This window comes from Chitinophaga deserti (genome assembly GCF_003149455.1).
In the GTDB taxonomy this organism is placed as follows: Bacteria; Bacteroidota; Bacteroidia; order Chitinophagales; family Chitinophagaceae; genus Chitinophaga; species Chitinophaga deserti.
Genome location: NZ_QFFK01000001.1, coordinates 636,813 through 655,186, shown reverse-complemented (window position 1 = coordinate 655,186; position 18,374 = coordinate 636,813). Strand labels below are relative to the sequence as shown.

Sequence of the window (18,374 nt, the reverse complement as noted above, 5' to 3'; positions counted from 1 at the left end):
CGATTATGGAAACAAACATCTTCCCCGCCGCGGGCAATGAAAAATTAAAATCATACTGGCAACGGCCAGGCGGCAAATTTGGCATCATGATAGGCCTCGGCCTCCTCATCGCCGCAGGATATTTCATCATCCCTATCCTTGCCGCCGTGGTATGGAGCACGATCAACTTCGGTATTGCGCTGGTAGTACTCGGTGTGTTCCTCTATTGCGTTACCCACCGCAAACTCCGCCTCAGCTTCTTCTATTTCTATGAATGGCTGATGAAGAAACTCGTAGGTGTGGTAATCGAACTCGACCCCTTCATTATCGCGGAAGACTATATCGGCGATATGGAAGAACAGCGGGAGAAACTGTATAAACAGTCTATAGACGTGGACGCGCAGAAAGAGCGCATCGACCTGAAGATCGGTGAGAAAGAGAAAGATATGGCACAGCTCATGAGCCGCGCCAAAGCCGCACAGACCAACAACATGATTCCCGAGCTGGGTAATGCCACCCGCCACATTGCGCGGATCAAGGAATACATCCAGCAGCTGACCCCCATCCGCGATAACCTGGCCCGCATCGGTGACTACCTCACCAAAGTGCATAAGAATAGCGGGTACATGATCGAAGATGCGCGTAACGAACTTGAGCTGAAAAAGGATCTGTATAAATCCGTATCGTCCGGCAACAAGGCGCTGACCTCTGCCCTGAAGATCTTCAACGGTGATCCGGAAAAGAAGCTGATGGTGGAACAGTCGATGGAATACCTGAAGGAAGACATCGCCACAAAACTTTCGAGCATGAAAAAGGCCATCAACTATTCTACAGATTTTATGCGCTCCATTGACCTGGATAACGCTACCTATGAGCTGCAGGGCCTCCAGATGCTGGAATCTTTTGATCCGGACAAGGAATTCCGCCTCGACGTATCGAAGTGGGAGCCTTCCACTACGCCGCGTACGCCCGGCACGCTGCCTAACGACAGCTACAATAATCTGTTAAGCTAACCGCATAACCCAAGTCAAATCTCATATTCCGAACAAACATCAAAAATTAAAACAATCCCAACTATGGCAATTAAAGTTAAACCTGGTGGTAAAGTAGTAGGTATCCTTATCCTCCTCGGCGGACTGTACGCCGGTAAAGTATTATGGTGGGACAAGCGCCCGCAGGAAGCAAAGGCTTCCACAGAAATCGGTAAAGTAAGTCTCCCCGATGCGCCAGAGGCTTCGCTGAGCGGTAACGCAGCCAAGCTGGAGCTGCCTTCCACAGATGAATCTGCCAACGGCGGTACCCGCATCATCTGGAAGATCATGGCCTGGAACTCGCAATTCCCGCTCATGTATGCCAACGGCGGCCCTAAAACAACGAAGAACTCCCTGATCGATAAAGCTTCACTTCAGGTGGAGGTAGTGCGTCAGGACGATTGCAACAAATCCATCGCTGATATGGTGAAGTTTGCACAGGATTACAAATCAGATCCCAACACGCCCGGTGTGTTCGCATCTTTCATGGGCGATGGTATGCCGATGTTCTTTGCCGCACTGTCGAAAGAACTGGAGCCGCTGGGTCCCGAATATCAGCCTGTCGCTTTTTACTCCATGGGTAAAAGCTATGGTGAAGATAAACTGATGGGCCCCGCAGAATGGAAGCTCAATCCTAAAGCGGCTCTCGGTAAAACCGTTGCCTGTGTGCTCCGCGACGGGGACATGAACATCCTCGTGAAATGGGCCGGTGATAACGGTCTCCGTGTGAACCCGGACGAAACTTCCTTCGACCGTAACGCCATCAACCTCATTGCTGCCAACGACTTCCTGGATGCTGCCAACAAGTACATCGCAGGTTATGCCGAAACGCGCAAGTTCGTGGAAAATGGTAAGAAGGTTGCGAAAGACACAACAGTAGGGGTAGACGGTGTTGCCACCTGGACGCCCGGCGACGTGAATATCGCCCAGAAGAAAGGCGGCCTGATCAATATCGCTACCACCCGTGAGTATGCTGCCCAGATGCCGAACATCACGATCACCATCAAGAAGTTCGCCAACGACCACCGTACGGATATAGAGAACCTCATCATGGCGCTTGCTCAAGCCGGCGACCAGGTACGCTCTTTCAACGATGCCAAAGCGTTCGCTGCTAACGTATCTGCCAAAGTGTACAATGAGCAGGACGGTGCTTACTGGCTGAAGTATTACAACGGCGTGGAAGAAAAAGATGCGCAGGGTACTACCCTCCACCTCGGTGGTTCCATGGCCTACAACCTGGCAGACGCTGCCAATATGTTTGGCCTGGGCGACGATAAGCTGGACCGCTACAAGGTAGTATACGGTACTTTCGGCGACATCCTCGTGAAAATGTATCCTGAGCTGGTACCCAGCTACCCGGTATACAACAAGGTGATCGACAAATCGTTCCTCGCCAGCGTGGTAAGCAACCATCCCGAACTGCTGACAGGTGCAGCCATTAAGGTGCAGTATGCCGATACGATTACTTCCGAGGTTTCTTCCAAATCCGTACAGGTGCAGTTTGAGACCGGCAGCGCTGTGATCCGTGCTGAATCCTATGCTGTGCTGGACGATATCCTGAAGAGTGCCGTGGTGGCTGAAGGGCTGAAGCTGGGCGTATATGGCCATACCGACAATGTGGGTAATGACGAAGCCAACGTGAAGCTTTCTAACGAGCGTGCTGCTTCCGTAGTGGCTTACCTGCAGGGTAAAGGGCTTTCCGCTGCCCGCCTGGAGTCTAAAGGCTACGGTGCTTCCCGTCCTGAAGCGAGCAATGCTACTGCCGAAGGCCGTGCGAAGAACCGCCGTGTTCAGATCGTACTGGGTAAATAATTGCTGTATCCCCGGGGTGGCTTGCCATTCCGGGGATTTTCTTATCCCTTAAACCGGAAACCATTGAATAAAATCAAATCCATATTCGAGCCACTGCGCACCATTAACCCGCGCACGATGCTGTTGCTGATTGTTGCGGAAGCAGCGGTGGCACTCATTGCCTGGCAGCTGTCGGGCGGCGGGCTCATACCTACGCCGGATAAAGTGGTGGGTGCTATAGGACGGATATTTACCATGCCCGACTTTATCGATAACCTTTTCGCCAGTCTTACGCTTACCGTGAAAGGGATGGTTATTTCCATCCTCATCGCGCTGGTGATCAGTTATCTGTCGATCGTGCCGTTTTTTCAGCCCATAGCAAGGTTTATAGTCAAATGCCGGTACCTCACGCTCACGGGGCTCATCTTCCTGTTTACGCTGCTTACGCAAAACGGGCATCAGCTGAAGATCAGCCTGCTCATATTCGGTATCGTTCCTTTCTTCGTGACCTCGCTGTTATCGGTGATCGAAGGGATTAACAAGCAGGAATATGAACTGTGTACCACCCTGCGCATGAACAGCTGGAAGACCCTGTGGGAGGTGATTATCATCGGCCGGCTGGATCAGGTGTTTGAAGTGATGCGTCAGAACTTTGCCATCGCCTGGCTCATGATCACATCTGTGGAAGGCCTTAGCATGAGTGAAGGGGGGCTGGGCGTGATGCTCATAAAAGCCAATAAATATGTGCAGCTGGACGTGGTGTTCGGTTTGCTCGTCATCATTTTCATACTGGGTATGGCCTTCGATTACATCCTGGGCCAGTTCCGCCACTGGTTATTTCCTTACACCAAATTGCAAACACGATAATGAACGCATATACAAAAAGCCATGTACTGCTGAGTGCGGAGAACATTCATTTGCAGTATGGTGAAAAGGTCATTCTCCGCGACATCAATTTCCAGATACGGAATGTACACCGTGAAGGCGTGCATCAGGGGCAGGTAGTTGCGCTGATAGGGCGCAGCGGGCTGGGTAAAACCCAGTTGTTTAAAGTGCTGTCAGGGCTCGTGCCTCCTACACAGGGAACAGTACGGATAGGGGCCGACCAGCATCCCGTGAAAGCAGGTCAGGTAGGTATTGTGCCCCAGAACTACATCCTGTTCCAGCACCGCACCGTTTACCAGAACCTCCGGATTGGGCTCGATCATTCCGGAGTGGCACTGAGTGAGGCGGAGAAGAAACGCATTATTGAAGATTATGCGAACACGTTTGAACTGATCGACCATCTGAAGAAATATCCGGCTCAGTTAAGCGGCGGCCAGCGCCAGCGCGTGAGCATCATCCAGCAGGTACTTACCGGCAACCGGTTTATCCTGTTAGACGAGCCTTTTTCCGGGCTTGATATCCTGATGATCGATAAGGTGATCGAACTGCTGCTGAAAGTTTCCACTTTGCATGAAGATAATACCCTCATTGTGGTGAGCCACGATATTGAGAATGCCGCAGCCGTGTCGGACACAGTGTGGCTGATGGGGACGGAAGAAGGTAAAGTGGGGGCTACCATCCGGAAGGAGTACGACCTCTGCGAAATGGGCCTCGCCTGGAAGCCCGATATCCGGACCGATCCGAAGTTCGTAGGGCTGATAGATGAGATACGGAAGGGATTATAAGTATTTGATTAAGAGAGCTGGATATCCGGACCTCTTTTTATTTTAAAACTTTATCTTGCGTCCTGTTAATCACTTATATCTATGAAAAGGTTTTTTTTATTATTGTTTGCAATCAGCCCGATTATTGCAAAAGGACAGGCTCCAACTACACAATGGGAAGGGCAAGGCCGTTTTAAAGACTGGTATCTGAGCGGAGGCACTGGGCCTGCTACAGAAATTGGAGTAATAACTCCTGGCACGAATCCCATTGCAGGGATTATCGGATTTAACAGGACCACTAATACTTATATTCCGTTATCGTTGTCAGGCGGGGTCGGTTCAAATTCTACACAGATTTATCTTTCCGAAACGGGCATGGCCATAGGCTATGGAGGCGCTACTTTCCCGGGAAAACTTTATGTTTATGATCTCATCAACGGTAAATCCACGATCGCCCTGCAATCAGCCAGCAATACCCGTTTCTGGATTCAGGAGGAAAGCAGTATTATGAGGATTGGCGGACGGGGTACGGCTGCGCCAGCTTCGGGGGCGATCAATGTAACCAGTACCGGTTTGGTTGGTATTGGTACGCTCGCCCCGCAATCGGAACTCTCCGTCAACGGCACCATCACCTCTAAAAAAGTAAAGGTACTCAGCACCGGATGGGCGGATTATGTATTCAGGAGCGATTACCGGTTGCCTTCCTTGCAGGAGGTAGAAAAACATATCCGGGAAAATGGCCACCTGAAGGATATACCTTCAGAAAAAGAAGTTGAGAAAGAAGGGGTTGAACTGGGAGAGATGAACAAGAAACTATTGGCGAAAGTAGAAGAGCTAACCTTGTACCTGATCGAACAGAACAAGAAGCTGGAGGCGCTGGAGAAGTGGAAGGCAGAGCAGGAAGCGAAAGCTGGTAAATAAATTAAAAAGGGCGGGGAAAGTTCCCCGCCCTTTTCGTTGACGTTGGTTTGAGATTTTAATAAGCGACGGCAGGCTCCAGGTCGCGGGCCTGGTCAATCATGCTCTGGATTTCTGAGAGCGAAGGGGGCCGGCCACTGAGATTTTTCAGCTGGTTCAGTTCAGTTACCTTGGCGTAAAGGTTTTCTGCATTACGGTTGCGCAGCTCTTTAACGGTATCTACGCCGGCTGCTTCTAGCAGCTCGGCAAACTGGTCGCCCACGCCGTTCAGGCGCATAAGGTCTGCATGGTTCACCCATGTGAGGATGAGTGTTTCGGGGATTCCGGTAGATTCTGCAATGCGGGAACGGCCGCTTTTAAGGCTGCCATCCTGCAGCAATTTAGACACGGTATCGATGCCAATGCCTTTCAGTTTTCCTGCGTAGTTGGGCCCTATGCCCTGGATCTCTTGTATCGGGTAGCTCATATGCGGATGTTTTGGTGAATGGAAATTAAGGAAAAGTGCAGAGCTGTTGACAAAAAATATGTTAATTCGCTGTCAATCATGGAAGATGGCTGTCTGTCACTTCTTTAACCATTACATTTGCATGATGAAAAGATCGATCGCACTTTTGCTATTGCTCCCGCAGCTTGTGCAGGCGCAGTCGCTGCCGGAGAAGCATTACCCGAAAGGCTATTTCAGAAACCCGTTGAATATTCCCATGGAGCTGGCCGGTAATTTCGGTGAATTACGGCCCAATCACTTCCATTCCGGGCTGGATTTAAAGACGCAACAGCGCGAGAATCTTCCCGTACACGCGGCTGCCGAGGGCTATGTGAGCCGTGTGGGCGTTTCGCACACCGGTTTCGGAAATGTGCTTTACATCACCCACCCCAACGGATATACCACCGTATACGCCCACCTGAATAAGTTTACCCCCCTGCTCGAGGAATACCTCGAACGGAAGCAATACGAGCAGGAATCATGGGCTGTGAGCCTGGATATCCCCGCTAATCTTTTCCCGGTTAAAAAGGGCGATTTCATAGCCTGGAGCGGTAATACTGGCGGCTCTGCCGGTCCGCACCTCCACTTCGAGATCCGCGATACACAAACGGAAAAGCCCCTGAACGGGATGCTTTTCGGTTTCAATATCCCCGATACCCGCGACCCGGAGATTTCCCGCGTGGTGGTGTACGACCGCAACCGCAGCATTTTTGAACAAACACCGGTGGTAGTACCCGTAAAACGTACGAAGGAAGGTGGTTTTGTAGCCGCTAAACCCCTCGTTCAGGTAGCTACCGATAAAGTAAGCCTGGGCATCAGCGCCCTCGACCGCCAGAGCAATTCTGCCAACCCCAATGGCATCTACGAAGCCATGCTCATCCGCGACGGGGCGGTAGATATGGGCTTCCAGCTGGATAATATCGGATACGACGAAACGCGGTACCTCAACGCGCACATCGACTATAAAATGAAAAAAGGCGGCGGCCCGTATGTGCAACTGCTATTTGCCCTCCCGGGGAATCAGCTGGGCATTTATCACGACGTGGAAGGCGATGGTACGATCGACCTGTCTGACGGGCAGCCTCACCCTGTAACTCTCCGGGTAACGGACGCATACGGTAACAAATCTGATGTAAAGCTCACGCTGCAGCAAAGCGGCAGTAAGGCTGCAGAAGCGGCCTGCGCCAACAGGATGTTCCCTGAATCCATGAATATATTCGAGAACAACCAGGTGGAGTTTAGTCTGGATGAAGGGCTGCTGTACGACCAGATCTGTTTCCGGTATTCTGAGATCGCTTCTGCCGGCGGGTATTCCAATATCTTCAGGCTGCATTCCGCACTGGTACCGCTGCATACGGGTTTCAACCTCCGTATTAAGCCATCGAGGCCCGTTCCGGCACATCTGCGCGACAGGCTGGTGCTGCACAGGCAGGGATTTGGGGAAAGTGTAATGGCGGTTACGGCAGAAGAAGACGGCTGGTACCGCGGTACCTCGCGGGATCTGGGAGATTTTCAACTGCTGGCAGATACCACAGCACCTAAAATCACGCCGCTTGGGGGAATTAAACAGGGCGCAAATCTTGGCGGGGCAGGCCGTATTGCATTCAGTATGAGCGACGGGAGCGGGATAAAATCCTACCGTGCGGAACTGGATGGAAAATGGTTACGCTTTTCGCGAAAAAGTAACGTAGTTTCTTATAATTTTGATAAGCATTGCCCTCCCGGGACGCATACCCTTACGCTCACCGTGACGGACATCGCGAACAACTCATCCACATATACATTGACGTTTAAACGCTAGTTAAACCATGACGCATCTGCAACCTGGGGCAAGCGCCCCCGACTTTTCCGCCGTGGACCAGCATGGTAATACCATATCGCTGGCCGATTTCAGAGGAAAGAAAGTCATCCTCTATTTTTATCCCCACGACATGACGCCAGGCTGCACAACCCAGGCCTGCAATCTTCGTGATCATCACACACAGCTTCTGAACAGAGGCTATGCGGTGATCGGTGTAAGTGAGGATGACGAAAAAAGCCATAAGAAGTTTAGCGACAAGTACGACCTGCCGTTCCCCATTCTCGTGGATACCAGCCACGAAATCCTGAATGCCTATGGCGTTTGGGGAGAGAAGACATTTATGGGCCGTACTTACGACGGAACCCACCGCACCACATTCCTCATCGATGAAAACGGCATCCTTGCCAACGTAATCGAAAAGCCCGACACCGGAGACCATGCCCGCGAGATTATTGCACTGTGGGAAGGGAATACCGATGGCTGGGAAGATGTGAAGCCCGCTGAGAAGGAAGAACCTGCTCCGGCTCCTGCTGAAGTGGCTGCACCTGCCGCCGCAACGGAAACCGCTGAGCCTGCTCCTGCAGCTCCCGCTCCCGCAAGGAAAGTGGTTAAGAAAAAAGCTGCGGCTCCTGCTGAGAAGAAAGCAGAACCCGTAGCAGCCCCTGCCGCAAAGAAGCCCGCCGTTAAAGCAAAGCCCGCTCCCAAAGCGAAGGCCGCAACCAAGGCTAAGCCCGCTGCTGCCAAAAAAGCTGCTGTGAAGGCTGCACCTGTTGCTAAGAAAGCTGCCGCCAAAGCCGCTCCTGCTGCTAAGAAGGCTGCTGCCAAAGCAAAGCCCGCTGCTAAAAAAGCTGCTGTTAAAGCCAAGCCTGTAGCTAAAAAAGCTGCTGCTAAAACGAAACCAGCCGCTAAAGCTAAACCTGTAGCTAAGAAAGTAGCCGCTAAAGCGAAACCGGTGGCTAAAAAGGCTGCTGTGAAAGCGAAGCCCGCTGCTAAGAAAGCCGCTGTTAAAGCAAAACCGGCAGCTAAAAAAGCAGCCGTTAAAGTGAAACCAGTAGCTAAAAAAGCAGCTGTTAAAGCAAAACCAGCTATAAAAGGAAAAGCGAAAGCCGCAGTAAAGGCTAAGCCGGCACCTAAGGCAAAGGCTAAAGTGGCAGCAAAAGCTAAACCCGCTCCCAAGGCTAAAGCTAAAGCTGCAGTAAAGGCTAAGCCGGCACCTAAGGCAAAGGCAAAGGTGAAAGCAAAACCGGTAGCCAGGAAAGCTGCCGCTAAAGCAAAACCCGCTGTTAAGAAGAGCGCTTCCGAGCCCAGGCCTGCCGGATGGGGTACACCTAAAAGAAAACCAGCTCCCAAGGCTAAAGCTAAAAAACGCTAAACGGGAGTAGTTTGAATATTACGAAGGAAAGGCTGACCAATAAGGTCAGCCTTTCCTTTAATGAACATCTGTAACGTACCAGACAATCGCTGAGGGAAATACTTTAACCTGGCTTAAAAGAGAAAGGCTGACCAAATGGTCAGCCTTTCTCTTTCGTATGCTATTGATCGGATTAGCGTTTCTGGCGCTGTGCGCGGAAAGCCTGACCCGTTTTAAACTTGTTGCCTTCGGGGCTGCCTACACGGTCCATCGCACAACGGAAGCCTACTGTATTGGTAGCCATTTCTTCCTGCATGTAGCGGCGTGAGCCGGGAGAGAGCCAGTATGCACGGTCGTTCCAGCTACCACCTTTGATCACACGGGATTTATCGTTGATCAGGGTAGTTACACCGTAACCATATTCAACCAGTGAAAGGGAGTCACCATCAAGGTAGTTGATTACGTCACCTTTCTGGTAGTTGAGGCGGCTGGCAGACTCTTCGTCGGTTACATCACGCATCTTCAGTACACCCAGGCTGTCTTTCTCGAATTCCTTATCACTATTCTGGTATACAGTCTGGAATTTGTTACCGCGGAAGTAGTTGAAGTCGTCACCGTCTATGGTAGTCAGCGGTCTGTAAACGTCATTCACCCACTCACTCACGTTACCGGACATGTTATATACACCGAAGTTGTTGGGGAAGAAGGAGCGAACGGGAGCAGGAATGGAAGCCCGGTCGTTAAGACCACCGGCCATACCCATGTTGTCACCCGATCCGCGTTTGAAGTTCGCCAGGAACTGGCCCTGCCAGTTACCGCGGCGGATATCGCGGAGACCGCTGTTATTGGTGCCCCAGGAATAAATCTGTTTGTTGAGGATCAGCTCTTCCCCGCGTTTACCTTCTTTCTTGGAAGGGTTGGGGTTCTGACCGATATATCCGAGTGCTGCGTATTCCCATTCCGCTTCTGTGGGGAGGCGGTAGTTAGGCAGCATGATACCATCTTCGAACTGAGCGCCGCGGGGAGATCCGTCGGCATTAGAGAATTGCTTCTTGGCGCTTTTAGACATCTTGCCCGGAGTGCCTTCGTAAAGGCCGGCCAGGTAGGCTTTGGAATCAAACGTGTTGTCGTCTGCCTGGTTCATGATGTCTGCCTGGGAAAGCAGGCCGGCGTCGATGAGCAGTTTTTCGTTTACACGGTTGGAGCGCCATTTAGCGTAATCGGTGGCTTGTTTCCAGGAAACACCTACTACCGGATAATCGTTGTAAGCAGGGTGGCGGAAGTAGTACTCCACCAGCGGCTCGTTATAAGCCAGCTCACTGCGCCATACGAGGGAGTCGGGCAAAGCGCCGCGGTATACGTCCGGGAAGGATTCCCCGTATACACGGTTCAGCCAGAAAAGGTATTCGCGGTAATTAATGTTGGAAACCTCATTCTCGTCGATATAGAATGAAGAAACCGTGATACGGCGGGGAATATTGTTCCAGTCGCCCATCACATCTTGTTCCGTGGCGCCCATGGCGAACGTGCCGCCCTGAACGAACACAAGGCCCGGACCGGTGAACTGGTCCTTGCTCTTGGCAACGGAGAAACCACCCATTTTGGGGTCGTTATACGCCCAGCCTGTAGCAGAAGAAGATTCTTTCTTCTTGCCGAACAGCCCGCCGCCGTTCTTGCTGCAGGCAGACATGGACATTATCACGCCAGCGCCCACAATCAAGGATAAGGAGGTTAATCTATGCATGCGAAATCAGCTTTTGATCGATACAATTTAGGTATTCAAATAGGTAAACGCAAATGTAATTCTTTTTATTTTATAGCAAAAATAAATAATCTGTAAATAAGTGCTTGTAACGGGCGTTGCGAAACTCACTGATATATATTAGGTTTGTATAAAGTACAAGCTTTCCGCCTTTATGCGAACCGCCTCCCGGAAAATCCGCTTTCTCCTCCTTTCTGCCTGCCTTTTACCCACCCTGAAAACCGTGGCCCAAAGGCAATATACCACCCATTCGGTATTGGCAGAAGGCCAATGGCGAAAGCTCTCCGTACCCCGTGCCGGCGTGTACCGCATCTCCCTTCAGCTTCTCCGCAACTGGGGGCTGCCCGCAGAAGGGCAACCTTCCTCTTCCATCCGCCTCTTCGGTACCGGAGGTGCCACCATCCCGGAAGATAATGCCATCCCCCGCCCCGATGACCTCCCCGAAATCGCTGTCTCGGTGATCGATGGGGGCGACGGTATCTTAAACGGTAACGATCATATTTTATTTTACGCCCCCGGCCCACTCCGGTGGCAACGCTCCGGCAGTACATGGGAGCATTTGCCTAATATCTACGCCGATTCCACCTGTTATTTTATTACTGTAGGTAACCAGGGCCTGCGCGTGGCTGCTGATCCTGCTAAGCCGGTGGTCGCCATCTGGGAGAAAGAATACAGCTTCCGGGGAGTGTATGAGGCAGACCGGCATAATATCCTCTCCGGAGGCAGGCAATGGATGGGAGAACGTTTTTCCTCCCTCCCGGAAGATGCCCTTACGCGGACGTTCCGCATGGACGCTCCGGAAAACCTCCGCCAGGGAGTACTCCATGCCCGTTTCGCCGCCAGATCCACCTCGGCTACTAAATTTGACCTCTCCGCTAACGGACAGTTGCTGGGAACCCTCTTCCCGCCAGCCGTTCCCGGTAATATATTTGATACTTACGCCTCCACGGTAACCGGTTCCTTTAACGTTATTGCCCCGGCCGACCTCTCCGTTACCTTCGCCGGCAACGCAAGCGCACAGGGCTGGATCGATTATTTTACAGTGGAAGGCCTGGCGCCGCTAAGGCTCCCTGCACAGGGAGCGCTCCTCTTTCGGGACCATCGCAATTACGGGGCCGGTAAAATCACTGGTTTCGAAGTGGCGGGTGCCGATGGGAATACGGTTGTTTGGGATGTAACGGATCCCCGGCGCCCCGTAAAGCTGTCAACAGATCTCATTGCAGGTAGTCTCCGCTTTTCCCGCGATGCGGGTATATTACGTGAATTCGCGGCCTTTAAGCCGGATGCAATACCGGAGCCTGATTATATCGGTTCGGTTGAAAACCAGGACCTCCACGGCCAGGAGCCTGTAGAAATGCTGATCATCGCCCCGCCGGCATTCTTACCGCAGGCAGAAAAGCTGGCAGCCTGGCGCCGCAGCCATCAGGGCCTCACCGTAGCCTGTGTACCTCCCGCTCAGATATGGAACGAGTTTGGCAGCGGAGTGGCAGACCCTTCCGCTCTTCGGGATTTCCTGAAAATGCACTACGACCGTAAAAAGCTGCGCTTCGTGCTGCTCATGGGGCGCGCCGGTTACAGGTATAAAGGTGCGGGAAGCACACTGGTTCCCGTCTGGCAAAGCCCCGTTTCCCTCCATGGCCTCAATACCCACCCCTCCGACGATTTTTACGCCTTCCTTGATGATAACGACGATATTTCCCGGCACGGCTCCCTGCTCGATGTTGCGGTAGGCCGGCTCCCGGTTTCCACACCCGAAGAAGCCGCGGATGCCGTGGAGAAGATCATCAGGTATCAATCCGCTGCCACTTACGGTCCCTGGCGGCAGGAGATAACCTTTGTAGCAGACGATGAAGATAATAACCTGCATCTCGAAGATGCGGAAGCGGTAGCGCATATGCTGGCAGAGGAAGTGCCTGGTTTTCATATCCGTAAAATCTACCTCGACGCCTTTCCTCAGGAACCCGGAGCCTCAGGGAGCAGGTATCCGGCAGTAAACGATGCCATCCGGGAACGGATGAACAGCGGTAACCTTATCTGGAACTACAGTGGCCACGGCAGTGCATCGCGGCTGGCAGAAGAAGTAATACTGAGCGAAGCTTCGGCCGCACAATGGGATAATACGGACCGGCCGCCGTTGCTGATTACCGCTACCTGTGATTTTGCCCCGTTCGACCAGCCGGAGATACAGCCGCTGGGAAGCCAGTTGCTCCTGCGTAAACAGGGCGGTGCAATCGCTTTGCTTTCTACTACCCGTGCCGTACTGGCTGCATCCAATAAAGTGATGAACGCCAATTATTTCAGGGAGGCACTACGGCCCGATGCTTCAGGGAAAATGCCATTGCTGGGAGAAGGCGCCATGCGGGCAAAGAATGCAACTTATGTACAGTCTCCCGATGTAATTAATAACCGGAAGTTTCAGCTGCTGGGCGACCCCGCCATGGCCATCGCCTTCCCGGAAGAACGTGTATTCCTCGATTCTGTTAACGGTGCAGTAGCGCGTGAAACGGATTCCCTGAAAGCAATGGGGTTCTACCGATTATCGGGTAGCGTACGGAATGGAGCCGGTTCAGTACTCGGGGATTTTAACGGCAGGGTGAAGATCACGGTGAGTGATGTGCCGGGCCTGCAATATACCCGTGGTAATGATGCCGGAAGCAGCCGTGTGCCATTCGTGGAAGACGACAGGGTGCTGTATCGCGGATCAGATACTGTAATTGCAGGGCGCTGGAAATCGGGGTTCATAGTCCCTAAAGATATGTCGCAATCAGGAGGTCAGGCAGTGATGCGTTTTTATGCAGAAAGTGATACCCGCGATGCAGGAGGTGCCTGGAAAGGGATGCGCCTTTCAGGAACTGCAGAAGGACAGCAGCAGGATACACAAGGCCCGAAAATCGGCGCATGGATGGATCATGAAGGATTTACGGACGGAGGGAGTACTTCAGCTTCACCCGTATTATTACTGCGGCTGAAAGATGTTTCCGGGATCAATGTATCGGGTAATGGCATCGGTCACGATCTGACGGCAGTACTGGACGACAGCACACAGTTTTTCATACTCAATGATTATTACAACGCCAGCCTGGGAACCTGGCAGGAAGGTACGGTCCGCTTCCCGCTGGCCGGACTGTCTCCCGGTGTTCATACCCTGCGGATAAGGGCCTGGGATACCAGGAACAATGCCTCAGACCGGGTACTGCGTTTTATGGTGGGCGGTGCGGAAAGCGGGCCGGAGGTCTGGAATTACCCCAACCCGGCAAACGGATTCACCCGGTTTATGATCAGGGCGCCCTGGGAGCATGTTGATGTTGACGTGGTTATCACTATCTTTACAGCCTCCGGACAGCCAGTGAAACGATTGAGAAGCACAATAAATACAGATAACGGCCGTTTTGGGGATATACCTTGGAATACGAGCGCCAGTTCGGGAGCAAGACTGACCCCTGGAATCTACTTCTATCAAATCAGCTTGAGCAAAAAGGATGGTGGCCAAAGGTTTTTGGGCGGTAAGCTAATATTATATTAAATTGTATACTGTAAAATGAATATATTTAAGCAAATAATATTATGCGCTTTACCGCCGTTTATTGCTTTTAATAAATTAGACATTATTTTTACATTTAAGCTAACTAAATAGTATTGCATGTTTTCTAGGATAACGACAGCTGTTATTTGCATTTCTTCCCTGTGCCTAAGCTCTCAGCGCTCGTTTGCCCAACTCGACCCCGGACCGGGACCTGTAGATGGCAGGGTGAATGTGATCAGCACGGCTGTTCCATTCCTGCGAATCTCCCCGGATGCCAGGAGCGGTGCAATGGGCGACGCAGGCGTTGCAATTTCCCCAGACGCCAATTCAGTTTACTGGAACCTTTCCAAACTTCCTTTCGCAAAAAAGAAGACATCAGTTGCCGTAACTTATACCCCCTGGCTGAAAGAGCTGGTGAGCGATGTGTTTCTCGCGCAGTTAGCGGGATATACGCAGATAGATGAAAACCAGTCCATTGGCGGTTCTCTCCGCTATTTCTCACTGGGAGATATTGAGTTCCGGAACAATAACGGCCAGTTCGATGGTAATTTCCGCCCCCGGGAATTCGCCATTGATGGTGGTTATGCCCGCAAACTGAGCCCCAACTGGTCTATTGGTGTTACCGCCCGGTATATCCACTCCAGCCTGGCCAGCGGTACTATTAATGACCAGACCATCCGCCCCGGGCGTTCCATTGCTGCAGACCTTTCGGCTTTCTATACAAAAGATATCGAGAAAGATAACGGTGTAATGAACAACTTCAGCGCTGGTATCGCCATCACCAATATCGGTAACCGTATCTCCTATACGCAATCCGCGCAGAAAGATTTCCTCCCCACCAACCTCGGGCTGGGTGCGGCTTACATGATAGGGATCGATGAATATAATAAAGTGACTTTCACGGCAGATATCAATAAGCTGATGGTGCCCTCTGTTCAATATGTGGGAGACTCTGCTTACCTGCCCAACAAAAGCATGCTGGAAGGGATGTTCAGCTCTTTCGGTGATGCGCCCAACGGCTTTAAGGAAGAATTACAGGAGCTGATGTATTCCGTAGGTGCAGAATACATGTATAACGAGCTTTTCGCGGTACGCGCCGGTTATTATAACGAGCACGCTACCAAAGGAAACCGCAAATACTTTACAGCCGGTGTTGGTGTTAAATACAATATCTTCGGCCTGAATTTTTCATACCTCGTGCCTTCCGGCACCGGGATACAGCGGAATCCGCTGTCCAACACGCTGCGGTTCTCGCTGACGTTTGATTTGGGCGCTAATGAGGAATAGTACAGTATATTTGCCATAATAACTTTAAGATGCAATAAATCCTCCGGTCTTTAGGGGGATTTATTATTTTACGGAACTGCAAAAAAAACAGGATAATGAGTAAGTTAAGGATTGGATTGGGAGTAGATTTTCATCAGCTGGTACCCGGCCGTGATTTCTGGCTGGGAGGTGTGCTGGTGCCTCATACGCAGGGCGCCCTCGGGCACAGCGATGCGGATGTACTGCTCCACGCCATTTGCGACGCCATGCTGGGTGCTGCTGCCCTCGGTGATATCGGAACACATTTCCCCGATACGGATAATACCTATAAAGATATCGACAGTAAAATATTGCTTTCCCGCTGCGCTGAACTTATCAAAGAGAAAGGCTACAGTGTGGTGAATGTAGATGCAACCCTCTGCCTGCAGGCTCCTAAGATCAGGCCATATGTTCCGCAGATGCAGGAAGTAATTGCAGGAAGACTGGGGCTCACGGTGGAAGAGATTTCCATCAAAGCCACCACCACCGAAAAACTCGGTTTCGTAGGACGGGAGGAAGGCGTTGTAGCTTACGCCAACGTGCTCCTCGAAAAGCAATAACCTTTTTATAGATAACTGTTACCTTTGTTCAATGGCTGATATTCAAGTAAAAATCATCAACCGTTCCGGCAACCCACTGCCCGAATACGCAACGGCCGAAGCGGCCGGTATGGACCTCCGCGCTAACCTGGAAACTGCAGTTACACTGCAACCCATGGAGCGTACACTCATCCCCACAGGGCTTTTTATGGAACTGCCTTCGGGCTTCGAAGCGCAGATACGCCCCCGCAGCGGGCTGGCCATCAAACAGGGCCTCACTCTCCTCAATACACCCGGCACGATTGATGCAGATTACAGGGGAGAGATTAAAATCATCATGATCAATTTATCTACCGAACCGCAAACCATCCAGCATGCCGACCGTATCGCGCAGATGGTGATCGCCCCTTTCGTTCAGGCTACACTTACGGAAGTAGGGGAGCTGACGGATACTGAAAGGGGAGCCGGCGGATTCGGGCATACAGGTAAATCCTAATAATGCGTATTACCGGCATATTGATCCTGGCCTTATCGGGGCTGATAGCAGTTTCCTGCGGCAGTCAACGCAAAACTGCTTCCTCGATACCCGCACCATTGCAAAAGGAAATCCTGGCGCAACGGGCGGACAGTCTCTTTTTTGCCGCACAGCGCTCTAAAATGCTCGGGGATTATAAAACTGCCATCACCCAGTATTCCGATTACCTGCGCCTCAACCGCGATAATGCTGCCGTGTATTACGAACTGAGCCGCCTCTTCCTCGAAGGGCGTAATGCGCAGTATACACTCGGCTTCGCACGGCGTGCGGCATCTATGGATTCTTCCAACAAATGGTATCAGCTGGCATTGGCCGAAGCCTTCACCGTTAACGAGATGTTCGACAGTGCTGCGTATGTATACGACCGGCTGATGGTACAAACACCGCAGGATGATGACCTGCTGTTCAATAAAGGGCTTTCCCTTTCCAAAGGCAGGCATTTCTCCGAAGCCCTCCGCATATTCGATACCCTCGAAGCCCGCGTAGGAATCAATGATGAAGTCGTATTTCAGAAGCAGCGCATTTACATGCGGCTCAATATGCCTGATGAAGCAGCCTCCGAAGTAAGGCGCCTCATTGCCCAGCAACCGGAAGAACTCCGTTACTGGGGGCTACTGGCAGAGATCTATGAAGCGGTAGACAGGCCGGCGGCTGCCAAAGCAGTCTACGATTCCATTCTCATGATCGATCCGCAGCAGCCACGTGCCCTTATCGCCGTGGCCAATATGGAAAAGAAGAATGGTAATGAGGAACGCTACCGCGCATTCCTGCTGAAAGCATTTAATAATCCTGAATTCAGTATCGACGAAAAGGTATCTTTTGTTTACCCCTACCTCCAGATGCTGGAAACCGATACCACCAAACGTGGCGAAGGTATTATGCTGGCCAACCTGATCGTGGAATCACATCCGGCAGACGCCAAGGCATATGCCCTCCGCGCCGATATGTACTCCCAGGCAGATGTGCCGGATAGTGCGCTCATCAATTACCATCACGCCCTTTCACTGGACTCTACCCGCTTCAGCGTATGGTACCAGCTCATGTACCTTTACTCGCGTACCGATCAGCCCGATTCCCTCCTGCGTGTCAGCAACAAGGTGATGCAGCAGTTCCCCCGCGAGTTCATGGGTTATTACTTCAACGGGCTGGCTAACTATTTCAAACAACGGTATGATGCCGCGGCTTCTTCCCTGAACGGAGCATTGGGCATCGGTGGCGAAAAACGCTTCGTGGCCGATGTATATGCCCTGCTGGGAGATACCTATCACGCCAGTGGCCTGCATTCCCGTAGCGACAGCTGCTACGAGATCGTGCTGGGCATGCGGCCGAAGGATCATATTGTCATGAATAACTACAGCTTTTACCTGTCTATGCGCGGTGAGAAGCTGGATAAGGCGGAAGCCCTCAGCAGAAAGTCCATCGAGCTGAAGCCGGATAGCCCTACTTATCTCGACACTTACGCATGGATCCTCTTCCGCCTCGGCCGTTACCGGGATGCACGTGTATGGATCGAGAAAGCACTCGAGTTCAGTGATGCGCAGCAGGACCCTGACGTGCTGGAACATTATGGAGACATCCTTTTCAATCTGAACGAAAAAGAGAAAGCCATGCAATACTGGCAGATGGCGAAAGCCAAAGGCGCCAATTCTCACGGGCTGGCCCGTAAGATTGCGGAGCGGCGCTACATCAAAAATATGGACCGTTAA

Annotated in this window: 14 protein-coding genes; 12 read left to right on the top strand and 2 right to left on the bottom strand. The window is 51.8% G+C overall.

The annotated features are described in order from the left end of the window. The first annotated feature begins 5 nt into the window (after positions 1 to 5). From DEV76_RS02570 to DEV76_RS02550, 5 genes are all read left to right on the top strand, one after another. Complete coding sequence (locus DEV76_RS02570) at positions 6 to 992, top strand: PspA/IM30 family protein (RefSeq protein WP_109694778.1); 987 nt, start codon at positions 6 to 8, stop codon at positions 990 to 992. Between the two features lie 63 nt (positions 993 to 1,055). Continuing rightward, complete coding sequence (locus tag DEV76_RS02565) at positions 1,056 to 2,822, top strand: OmpA family protein (RefSeq protein ID WP_109694777.1); 1,767 nt, start codon at positions 1,056 to 1,058, stop codon at positions 2,820 to 2,822. Between the two features lie 63 nt (positions 2,823 to 2,885). Beyond that, complete coding sequence (locus DEV76_RS02560) at positions 2,886 to 3,668, top strand: ABC transporter permease (RefSeq protein ID WP_109694776.1); 783 nt, start codon at positions 2,886 to 2,888, stop codon at positions 3,666 to 3,668. Further along, positions 3,668 to 4,471 (top strand): ABC transporter ATP-binding protein, encoded by an 804-nt coding sequence (locus tag DEV76_RS02555; protein ID WP_109694775.1) that lies wholly within the window; start codon positions 3,668 to 3,670, stop codon positions 4,469 to 4,471. Before DEV76_RS02560 ends, DEV76_RS02555 begins: the two co-directional genes overlap by 1 nt. Before the next feature lie 81 nt (positions 4,472 to 4,552). Further along, positions 4,553 to 5,371 (top strand): hypothetical protein, encoded by an 819-nt coding sequence (locus DEV76_RS02550; protein ID WP_109694774.1) that lies wholly within the window; start codon positions 4,553 to 4,555, stop codon positions 5,369 to 5,371. 55 nt (positions 5,372 to 5,426) lie between these two features. Here the strand turns inward: DEV76_RS02550 and DEV76_RS02545 are convergent, their stop codons facing one another. Then, entirely contained in the window at positions 5,427 to 5,834 is a 408-nt protein-coding gene (locus DEV76_RS02545) for a DUF4332 domain-containing protein (RefSeq protein WP_109694773.1), read from the bottom strand. A 121-nt stretch (positions 5,835 to 5,955) separates the two neighbouring features. Here DEV76_RS02545 and DEV76_RS02540 point away from each other — a divergent pair, with 121 nt between their 5' ends. Both DEV76_RS02540 and bcp read left to right on the top strand, forming a co-directional pair. Beyond that, positions 5,956 to 7,653, top strand: coding sequence for a M23 family metallopeptidase (locus tag DEV76_RS02540; protein WP_157962681.1), 1,698 nt, complete (start codon positions 5,956 to 5,958; stop codon positions 7,651 to 7,653). Positions 7,654 to 7,660: 7 nt separating this feature from the next. Next, a complete protein-coding gene (gene bcp, locus DEV76_RS02535; RefSeq protein ID WP_109694771.1) occupies positions 7,661 to 9,025 on the top strand; it encodes a thioredoxin-dependent thiol peroxidase in 1,365 nt (454 codons plus the stop codon). Positions 9,026 to 9,197: 172 nt separating this feature from the next. On the opposite strand, the gene DEV76_RS02530 is transcribed toward bcp, so the two are convergent. Continuing rightward, positions 9,198 to 10,748, bottom strand: coding sequence for an SUMF1/EgtB/PvdO family nonheme iron enzyme (locus tag DEV76_RS02530; RefSeq protein WP_109694769.1), 1,551 nt, complete (start codon positions 10,746 to 10,748; stop codon positions 9,198 to 9,200). Between the two features lie 172 nt (positions 10,749 to 10,920). On the opposite strand from DEV76_RS02530, the gene porU reads away from it, so the two are divergent. The 5 genes from porU (at position 10,921) to DEV76_RS02505 (ending at position 18,374) form a co-directional block, all read left to right on the top strand. Then, positions 10,921 to 14,289: a type IX secretion system sortase PorU gene (gene porU, locus DEV76_RS02525; protein WP_109694767.1), complete on the top strand. Its 3,369-nt coding sequence runs from the start codon at positions 10,921 to 10,923 to the stop codon at positions 14,287 to 14,289. 117 nt (positions 14,290 to 14,406) lie between these two features. Beyond that, entirely contained in the window at positions 14,407 to 15,576 is a 1,170-nt protein-coding gene (gene porV / locus DEV76_RS02520) for a type IX secretion system outer membrane channel protein PorV (protein WP_157962680.1), read from the top strand. 95 nt (positions 15,577 to 15,671) lie between these two features. Further along, positions 15,672 to 16,154 carry a 2-C-methyl-D-erythritol 2,4-cyclodiphosphate synthase gene (ispF, locus tag DEV76_RS02515; RefSeq protein ID WP_109694763.1) on the top strand — a complete coding sequence of 161 codons (483 nt, stop codon included), beginning with the start codon at positions 15,672 to 15,674 and terminating at the stop codon, positions 16,152 to 16,154. A gap of 31 nt (positions 16,155 to 16,185) precedes the next feature. Then, positions 16,186 to 16,629, top strand: coding sequence for a dUTP diphosphatase (gene dut / locus DEV76_RS02510; RefSeq protein ID WP_198651918.1), 444 nt, complete (start codon positions 16,186 to 16,188; stop codon positions 16,627 to 16,629). A 2-nt stretch (positions 16,630 to 16,631) separates the two neighbouring features. Continuing rightward, entirely contained in the window at positions 16,632 to 18,374 is a 1,743-nt protein-coding gene (locus DEV76_RS02505) for a tetratricopeptide repeat protein (RefSeq protein WP_109694761.1), read from the top strand.